At 72.6% G+C, this 7950-nt stretch carries 10 protein-coding genes; 3 read left to right on the top strand and 7 right to left on the bottom strand.

Translation table 11 applies throughout. The features are described from left to right. The coding region (locus tag AOK03_RS27610; protein WP_055568065.1) for a hypothetical protein at positions 1–844 on the top strand (844 nt) is incomplete at its 5' end. Between the two features lie 9 nt (positions 845–853). Here AOK03_RS27610 and AOK03_RS27605 read toward each other — a convergent pair. The 4 genes from AOK03_RS27605 to AOK03_RS27590 all read right to left on the bottom strand — a co-directional run bounded on the left by AOK03_RS27605 (position 854) and on the right by AOK03_RS27590 (position 4818). Continuing rightward, a complete protein-coding gene (locus tag AOK03_RS27605; RefSeq protein WP_055568064.1) occupies positions 854–1834 on the bottom strand; it encodes an ABC transporter substrate-binding protein in 981 nt (326 codons plus the stop codon). A gap of 82 nt (positions 1835–1916) precedes the next feature. After that, positions 1917–2747 (bottom strand): ABC transporter ATP-binding protein, encoded by an 831-nt coding sequence (locus AOK03_RS27600; RefSeq protein WP_055568063.1) that lies wholly within the window; start codon positions 2745–2747, stop codon positions 1917–1919. Next, positions 2744–3823 carry a FecCD family ABC transporter permease gene (locus tag AOK03_RS27595; protein WP_055568062.1) on the bottom strand — a complete coding sequence of 360 codons (1080 nt, stop codon included), beginning with the start codon at positions 3821–3823 and terminating at the stop codon, positions 2744–2746. Before AOK03_RS27595 ends, AOK03_RS27600 begins: the two co-directional genes overlap by 4 nt. Further along, positions 3820–4818: a FecCD family ABC transporter permease gene (locus tag AOK03_RS27590; RefSeq protein ID WP_055568061.1), complete on the bottom strand. Its 999-nt coding sequence runs from the start codon at positions 4816–4818 to the stop codon at positions 3820–3822. The genes AOK03_RS27595 and AOK03_RS27590 overlap by 4 nt, the downstream gene beginning before the upstream one ends. Before the next feature lie 82 nt (positions 4819–4900). On the opposite strand from AOK03_RS27590, the gene AOK03_RS27585 reads away from it, so the two are divergent. Continuing rightward, on the top strand, positions 4901–5536 hold the full coding sequence (locus AOK03_RS27585; protein WP_055568060.1) for an HAD family hydrolase: 636 nt from the start codon (positions 4901–4903) through the stop codon (positions 5534–5536). A 37-nt stretch (positions 5537–5573) separates the two neighbouring features. Here AOK03_RS27585 and AOK03_RS27580 read toward each other — a convergent pair whose 3' ends face one another. Further along, the gene (locus AOK03_RS27580) at positions 5574–5825 is read right to left on the bottom strand and encodes a hypothetical protein (protein ID WP_079074994.1); all 252 of its coding nucleotides are present in this window, start codon (positions 5823–5825) and stop codon (positions 5574–5576) included. 193 nt (positions 5826–6018) lie between these two features. Between AOK03_RS27580 and AOK03_RS44915 the strand changes: the two genes are divergently transcribed. Further along, on the top strand, positions 6019–6402 hold the full coding sequence (locus AOK03_RS44915) for a cold-shock protein (protein ID WP_055568058.1): 384 nt from the start codon (positions 6019–6021) through the stop codon (positions 6400–6402). Positions 6403–6503: 101 nt separating this feature from the next. Here the strand turns inward: AOK03_RS44915 and AOK03_RS27570 are convergent, their stop codons facing one another. Both AOK03_RS27570 and AOK03_RS27565 read right to left on the bottom strand, forming a co-directional pair. Beyond that, positions 6504–7394, bottom strand: a complete 891-nt coding sequence (locus AOK03_RS27570; protein WP_055568057.1) for a 1,4-dihydroxy-6-naphtoate synthase — start codon at positions 7392–7394, stop codon at positions 6504–6506. Then, positions 7387–7950, bottom strand: a 564-nt coding sequence (locus AOK03_RS27565) for a futalosine hydrolase (RefSeq protein WP_055568056.1), incomplete at its 5' end; no start/stop codon positions are given. The genes AOK03_RS27570 and AOK03_RS27565, both read right to left, overlap by 8 nt.

Below are 7950 nucleotides of genomic sequence, written 5' to 3'. Positions count from 1 at the left end.
CCCGGGGGCCCCGCCGGGAGACACGGGGGCGAGGGCGCCGGGCGACGGGGCGGGGGACGGTCCGGTCAAGCCGCGCGCCCTCCGCGTACCGAGGCCCCGCCGCACCGCGCGGACCAAGGACGCCAACGGGACCAAGGGAGCCAAGGAGGCTCCCGAGGCCGCGCAGATCCCGGAGCCGCGCCATCCGCCCGACCTCTTCGAGGGCGCCTCGCCGCCGCACCTCGCGGGCTCCGACGAGCTGGGGCCCAGCGACTCCCAGCCCGACTGGTGGCGCGTGGACAGCAGTCCGTTCGGCCTCGCCGACAGCGTCCCCGGCTTCGTCGGCGGCGTGGAGATCCCCGAGCTGTTCAAGCCCCCGCCCAAGGCGGGCGGCAAGCCGGGGGACGAAGAGGAGGAGGCCGAGGAAGAAGAGGCCGACGAGGACGAGGAGGCGTACGAGGAGGACGCGCCGCACGGACGCGGCCGACGGTGGCGGCTGCCCCGGGCCGGTGCCCACGCCGGGCCGACGTTCAGCAACCCGCTGCTCCTGCTCGCCGCCGCGCTCCTCACCGTCGGCGCGGTCCTCGGCAACCTGGTGGTCCTCGGCGTCGGCTGGCTCATCGCCTACGCCTCCCGCAGGCTCTCCCGCACCGAGGTGAAGTTCGCCGTCCTTGGGCTGCCGGGCCTCGCGGTGGCCGCCGGGATCACCTGGCTGTGGGGGCGCAGCGAGGGGCGCTGGGGCGAGGCGATCGAGGAAGGGCACATGAGCGACGCCATGGCCGACACCTGGCCGTGGGTGGTGCGGGGGGCGGCCGTCGCCTCCGCGCTCTTCCTGCTGTGGAGGTCGCAGCGGCAACGGCCGTGAGGAGCGGGCCTACTTCTTCGTCAGGTCGGCCTGCATCTCGTCCAGGATCCGGTCCGCGGCGGTGTAGCCGATGCCCTGGATCCACAGCTCGTCGTCGACGGTGTGGACGTTGCCGGACTTCACCGCCTTCATGTTCTTCCACAGGCCGCTGCCCACGGTCTGCGTCTCCTTGGACTTCTTCGGATCTCCGTACGTGGAGCGGAAGATGACGTCCGTGTCCGCGAGGTCGATCTTCTCGGGGGAGAGGTCGTAGGAGAAGCCGTCCTTGGCCTTCGCGGAGATCGGCGCGCGGCCGAGGCCGACGTCCTTGAGCAGCGTGGCGATGTAGCTCTGGTCGCCGTAGAGGCGGATGTCGGCGCCCTCGATGAAGCGCAGGACGTTGACCTCGGTCTGCTCGGCCTTCGCGGGGCCGCCGAGGGCGGTGGTGACCTTCTTGGTGTGCGCCTCGTAGTCGGCGACGACCTTCTTCGCCTCGGCCTGCTTGCCCAGCGCGTCGGCGTGCACCTGGAAGTTCTCCTTCCAGGGGTAGCCGGTCGTCTCCGTCATGACGGTCGGCGCGATCTGCTTGAGCTGGTCGTACTTGGCGGCGTGCCGGATCTTCGACGTCAGGATGAGGTCCGGCTTCAGCGCCGCGATGGCCTCCATGTTCGGCGTCATCATCTCGCCGACGTCCTTGATGCCGCCGACCTTGTCCTTGGGCAGGTAGCCGAGGAAGCCCGACGACGCCTCGACGTGGGTGGCGCCGACCGGCTGCACGCCGAGCGTGATCGCGGAGTCCAGCTCGGCGGTGTCGAGGACGACGACGCGCTGCGGGTGGACGGGCACCTTCACGTCGCCCATGGCCGTCTTCACCGTGTGGGTCCCGCCCGAGCCCGCGGTGTCGTCGCCGGAGTCCGACGAGCCGCAGGAGGTCAGCGCCAGCACGCCGGTCAGGGCCAGCGAGCCGGTGAGGAGCGCGGGGCGGTGCAGGGGGGAGCGGAGGGAGATCATGGGGGGACGCCTTTCGTGCGGTCGGACGGTGCGATGCGGTCAGGCGGTGCGGTGCTGTGCTCTGTGGTGCTGTGCTGTGCGGTCAGGCGGACGTGCCGCTGTGGGCGGGGGCGGTCGCGGACGCCGACCAGGGAGGGCCGGGGACGACCAGGGGAGAGCCGGTCACGGGGTCGGGCACGACGACGCACTCCAGGCCGAAGACCTGGCGCACGAGTTCCTCGGTGACGACCTCCGCGGGGGCGCCCTCGGCGACGACCTCGCCCGTCTTCATGGCGACGAGGTGGTCGGCGTACCGAGCGGCCTGGTTCAGGTCGTGCAGGACCACGACGACCGTGCGGCCCCGGTCGTGGTTCAGCTCGCGGACCAGGTCGAGGACCTCGACCTGGTGCGAGATGTCCAGGTAGGTCGTCGGCTCGTCCAGGAGGAGCAAACCGGTGTCCTGGGCGAGGGCCATCGCGATCCACACGCGCTGGCGCTGGCCGCCCGACAGCTCGTCGACGGAGCGCTCGGCGAGCGCGGCGACGTCGGTGCGCTCCATCGCCTCCGTCACCGCCTTCTCGTCCTCGTCGGACCACTGCTGCCACCAGTGCTGGTGCGGCTGGCGGCCGCGCGCCACGAGGTCGGCCACGGTGATCGCCTCGGGCGCGACGGGCGTCTGCGGGAGCAGCCCGATCTGCTGGGCGATCTTCTTGGTGGGGAGCTTGGCGAGGGACTCGCCGTCGAGCAGGACGGCACCGCTCTTCGGCTTGAGGAGGCGGCCGAGGGCCCGCAGCGTCGTCGACTTGCCGCAGGCGTTGGGGCCGACGATGACCGTGACCTTGCCGTCGGGGATCGTGAGGTCGAGGCGGTCGACGACCGTGCGGTCCTCGTAGGCGAGGGTCAGCTCGCGGGCCGAAAGGCGGGCGGCGGTCACGACGTGCCTCCATTGCGGACGGAGCGGCTGCGGACGATCAGCCAGATCAGATAGGGCGCCCCGATGGCCGCGGTGAGCACGCCGACGGGCAGCTCGGTCGGCGAGAAGAGCCGCCGGGCCAGCAGGTCGGCGAGGACCACGACGAGTGCGCCGAGCAGCGCCGAGCACAGGAGCGGGATCTGTGCGGTGCGGGTCAGCCTGCGGGCGATCTGCGGGGCGAGGAGCGCCACGAAGTCGACGGGGCCCGCGGCGCCGGTCGCCACCGACGCGAGGACGACGCCGAGCAGGACGAGCCCGAGGCGTACGTGCCCGAGGCGCGTCCCGAGGGCCGTCGCCGTGTCGTCGTCCATGCTGACCGCGCGCTGGGCGCGGGCCGCCCACAGGACGAAGGGGAGCAGCGCGAGCAGGGTCAGGCCGAGCGGGTTCGCCTCGGCCCAGCCGCGGCCGTTCAGGGAGCCCGTCATCCAGATCTGGGCCTGCTGGGCGACGAGGTAGTCGCCCTTGGTCATGAAGAGCGTCGTCACCGAGCGCAGGGCGATGGCGAAGCCGATGCCGATGAGGACGAAGCGGGTGGCGTGCAGGCCGCCGCGCCACGCGAAGACGTAGACGAGGGCGGCCGCGGCGACGCCGCCGAGCACCGACAGATAGGGCAGGACGGTGTACGAGGTGATGCCGAAGGTCATCGCGCCGACCGTGAGCGCGCTCGCGCCCTGGCTGATGCCGATGATGTCGGGGCTGGCCAGGGGGTTGCGGGCGACGGTCTGGATGAGCGCGCCCGCCACGCCGAACGCGGCGCCGACCAGCAGCCCCACCACCATGCGGGGCTCGCGCAGCGTGCCCACGACCAGCTCGTCGGCGGAGGGCCGTCCGAAGACGACCTTCAGGGCCTCGGCGGGGTGGACGAAGGACTCGCCGACGCAGAGGTACGCGAGACAGCTCGCGGCGAGCAGCACGGTGAGGGCCACGGCGACGGCGGCGCCCCTGCGGTGCACGAGGAAGGCGGCCCGGCGCACGCGGAGCACCGCGTAGCCGGCGGGGCGGATCCGGGCCGGGGCCGGTGCGGGCGCCGTGGTCACGCGGCCACCGCCTTCCGTCGTACGAGGGTCACGAGGAACGGCACGCCGATGAGCGCGGTCATCACTCCGGCGGGCACCTCGCTGGGCGGGAAGACGATCCGCCCGACGGTGTCGGAGACCAGCAGCATCACGGGCCCGAGGACGGCGGCCAGCGGCAGCACCCAGCGGTGGTCGCTGCCGATGAGCGCGCGGGCGATGTGCGGGACGGCCAGGCCGATGAAGGCGATGGGGCCCGCGGCGGCGACGCCCGCGCCGGTGAGGACGGTCGCGCCGAGCCCGCCGACGATCCGTACCGCCGCGACGTTCTGGCCGAGGCCCTTCGCGACGTCCTCGCCGAGCGCGAGCGCGTCCAGGCCGCGCGCCACCACGAGGACGAGCACGAGGCCCACGACGAGGAACGGCCAGATCTGGCCGACGATCTCGGAGTCGCGCCCGGCGAGCGAACCCACCTGCCAGAACCGGAACTCGTCGAGCGCGGAGGCCTTGGTGGTGAGGATCCCCGTCGTCACGGAGACGAGCAGCGCGTTGACGGCGGCGCCGCCGAGCGCGAGCTTCACGGGCGTCGCGCCGCCCCGGCCGCCGGCCGCGATGGCGTAGACGGCGACGGACGCGATCCCTGCGCCGACGAACGCCCACCACACGTATCCGGTGAGGGTGTGGACCCCGGCGTAGGCGATGGCGAGGACGACGCCCACCGACGCGCCCTGGCTGATGCCGAGGATGCCGGGGTCGGCGATCGGATTGCGGGTCACGCCCTGGAGGACCGTCCCGGCCAGCGCCAGCGAGGCGCCGACCAGCACGCCGATGACGGTGCGGGGCACCCGCATCTCGCGGATCACCTCGGCGGAGTCGCTGTGGCCGCCGTGCAGCAGCGCGTCGAGGACGGCGGACGGCGCGATGGCGCGGGCACCTACGGCGAGGCTGAGCAGGACGGCCAGCAGCAGGGCCACGACGGCTGCCGTCAGCACGGCGGCGCGTCGGACGGGCACACGCATCGACTGGGCTCGTTTCACAGGGTGGTAAGGGTGGGCTAAGTCTACGTGCGGGCGGGGGGCCCGCCCTCGGCACAATGGGCGCATGACCTCACACACGCTGACCGTCGGCTTCGACCTCGACATGACCCTGATCGACTCCCGGCCCGGCATCAAGGCCGCCTATCAGGCGCTTTCCGCGAGGACGGGGACGTACGTCGACGCCGACCTGGCGGTCACCCGGCTCGGCCCGCCGCTGGAGGAGGAGCTGCGGAACTGGTTCCCGGAGGAGCAGATCGCGGCGACGGGCGACCTCTACCGCGAGATCTACACCACACACGCGATCGAGCCGACGCTCGCGATGCCCGGCGCCCGCGAGGCCATAGCGGCGGTGCACGCGCACGGCGGCCGCGCGATCGTGGTGACCGCCAAGCACGAGCCCAACGCGAAGCTGCACCTGTCGCACCTCGGCATCGAGGCCGACGCCGTCATCGGCTGGCTGTGGGCCGAGGCGAAGGCCGAGGCGCTGCGCGAGCACGACGCGGCGGTGTACGTCGGGGACCACACCGGCGATGTACGCGGCGCGCGTACGGCGGGCGCGCTCTCCGTCGCGGTGGCGACCGGACCCTGCGACGCAGCGGAACTGCGCGCGGCGGGTGCCGACGTCGTTCTCGACGGTCTTGCGGAGTTCCCGGCCTGGCTCGACGCGTACGCGGCGCGGCGGACCGCCCAGGAGCGCTGAGCGCCGCCGGGCAGCGGCGCCCGGCGCCGGACGGGCCCTAGGTGGTGCTGGACCTGGCCTGCCGCCGCTGGAAGGCAATGCCGCGCAGGACACCGGCCATCGCGATGAGGAACCCGACGCCCATCAGCATGCACACCGCGTACGCGATGGACGGAAAGGGATCGGTGCCCAGGAAGAGCGGGGCCACCGTGACCAGTGTGGCCACTGCTCCGACGAAGAAGACGATTGCTCCGGTCCGGACCATTCCATCGCCCGGCCCGGCGGAATTCGCTTGGGTTTTGTCACGCACCCGACCAGGGTAGTTCCCAGCGCGAAGGAAGAATCCGGGGACGTCTTGTCACCGGCCCCGGGACCCATAGTCTTGTGTCTTGGCGGGTCGGGCGACCCGCTGTAGTGCTATCCAGAGCCGTTTTCGCCCCGTCGTTCCGGACGGGCGGACCCGGCACAGACGAGTACGACGAGTACGAGGACGAGGACTTCACGTGCCTACCGGCAAGGTCAAGTGGTTCAACAGCGAGAAGGGCTTCGGCTTTCTCTCCCGCGACGACGGCGGCGACGTCTTCGTGCATTCCTCAGTACTGCCCGCCGGCGTCGACACACTCAAGCCCGGCCAGCGCGTGGAATTCGGCGTGGTCGCGGGACAACGCGGTGACCAGGCCCTTTCGGTGGCGATTCTCGACCCCACGCCGTCGGTGGCGGCCGCGCAGCGCCGTAAGCCGGATGAACTGGCGTCGATCGTCCAGGATTTGACGACCCTGCTCGAGAACATCACACCCATGCTGGAAAAGGGCCGCTATCCCGACAGGGCGTCCGGCGCGAAGATCGCGGGCCTGCTGCGGGCGGTCGCCGACCAGCTGGACGTGTAGCGCGGGCGTACGGCGCGGGCGGAGGCGGGCGTCCGCCTCACGTCCCGCTTCCGCCCCACGTCCCGCCTTCGCCTCACGTCCCGCTGCCGCCTCAAGAGCCGCTAGGGAAACGACAGAGCGTTCGGTCCGAGGGGCGGCACGAGCCCCTCGGCCGCGGCGCGCGTCAGCAGACCCCGGACCGCGGCATAGCCGTTCTCGCCGAGGTCGGCCGTGAACTCGTTGACGTACAGGCCGATGTGCTGGTCCGCCACCGCCGGATCCATCTCCTGGGCATGCTCCAGGACGTACGGACGCGAGGCTTCCGGGTCGTCCCACGCCATGCGCACCGACGTACGGGCCGCCTCGGCGAGCCGCTCCAGCACCGCCGTCCCGAGGCTCCGCCTCGCGATGATCGCGCCCAGCGGGATCGGCAGGCCCGTCGTGGCCTCCCAGTGCTCGCCCATGTCGGCGAGGCAGTGCAGGCCGTAGTTCTGGTACGTGAAGCGCGCCTCGTGGATGACCAGGCCCGCGTCGACCTTGCCGTCGCGCACCGCGGGCATGATCTGGTCGAACGGCAGCACCACGATCTCGCCGACGCCACCGCCGGAGAGCGTGTCCGCCGCCCAGAGGCGGAAGAGCAGATAGGCCGTCGACTTCTCGCTCGGCACGGCGACCGTCCTGCCGGTCAGATCGACGCCCGGCTCACGGGTCAGGACGAGCGGCCCGCAGCCACGGCCGAGCGCGCCGCCGCAGGGCAGCAGCGCGTACTCGTCCAGGACGTACGGCAGCACGGCGTACGACACCTTCAGGACGTCCAGGTCGGACGCCTGCGAGGAGGACGCGGCGCGCTCCGCGATGCCGTTCGTGATGTCGATGTCCGCGAACGTGACGTCGAGGCCGGGCGCGCCCGGCACCCGGCCGTGCGCCCAGGCGTCGAAGACGAACGTGTCGTTGGGGCAGGGCGAGTACGCGATGCGCAGGGGGCGGTCGAGGGCCGCGTTCGGCTCAGTCATGTGTGTTCCAACTCCTCAGTACCGGCGCGAACTTCCCGAACGCGTCGCTCAGCGCGGACAGCGCGTCGCCGATCCGCCAGGCCGCACGGTCGCGCGGGCCGACGGGATTGGAGACCGCGCGGACCTCGAGGACGGGCAGGCCGTGCAGCGCGGCCGCCTCGGCGACCCCGAACCCCTCCATCGCCTCGGCCAGGGCGCGCGGGTGGCGCAGCCGCAGCCCGGCGGCGCGCTCGGCGGAGCCGGTCACGGTGGAGACGGTGAGGACGGTGCCGGTCGCGGCACCGCAGGCATCGGCGACCTCCCGTACGAGGGAAGGCGGCGGACGGTGGGTGACCGCGCCGAAACCCAGCTCGGTGACGGGCGCGAAACCGTCGGGGGTCTCGGCGCCCAGATCGGCGACGGTGATCTCGTCGGCGACGACGAGCGAGCCGACGGGCGCGGCGGGCGGCAGACCGGACGGGAAACCGCCGCCGATGCCGGCCGACACGACGAGGCCGAAGGGCCGCCCCTCGGCGGCGGCACGGGCGAGTGCGGTCGCCGTGCCCGCCGCGGCGGC

Source organism: Streptomyces atriruber (assembly GCF_001418325.1).
In the GTDB taxonomy this organism is placed as follows: Bacteria; Actinomycetota; Actinomycetes; order Streptomycetales; family Streptomycetaceae; genus Streptomyces; species Streptomyces atriruber.
This window is presented reverse-complemented; position numbering and strand designations above follow the sequence as displayed.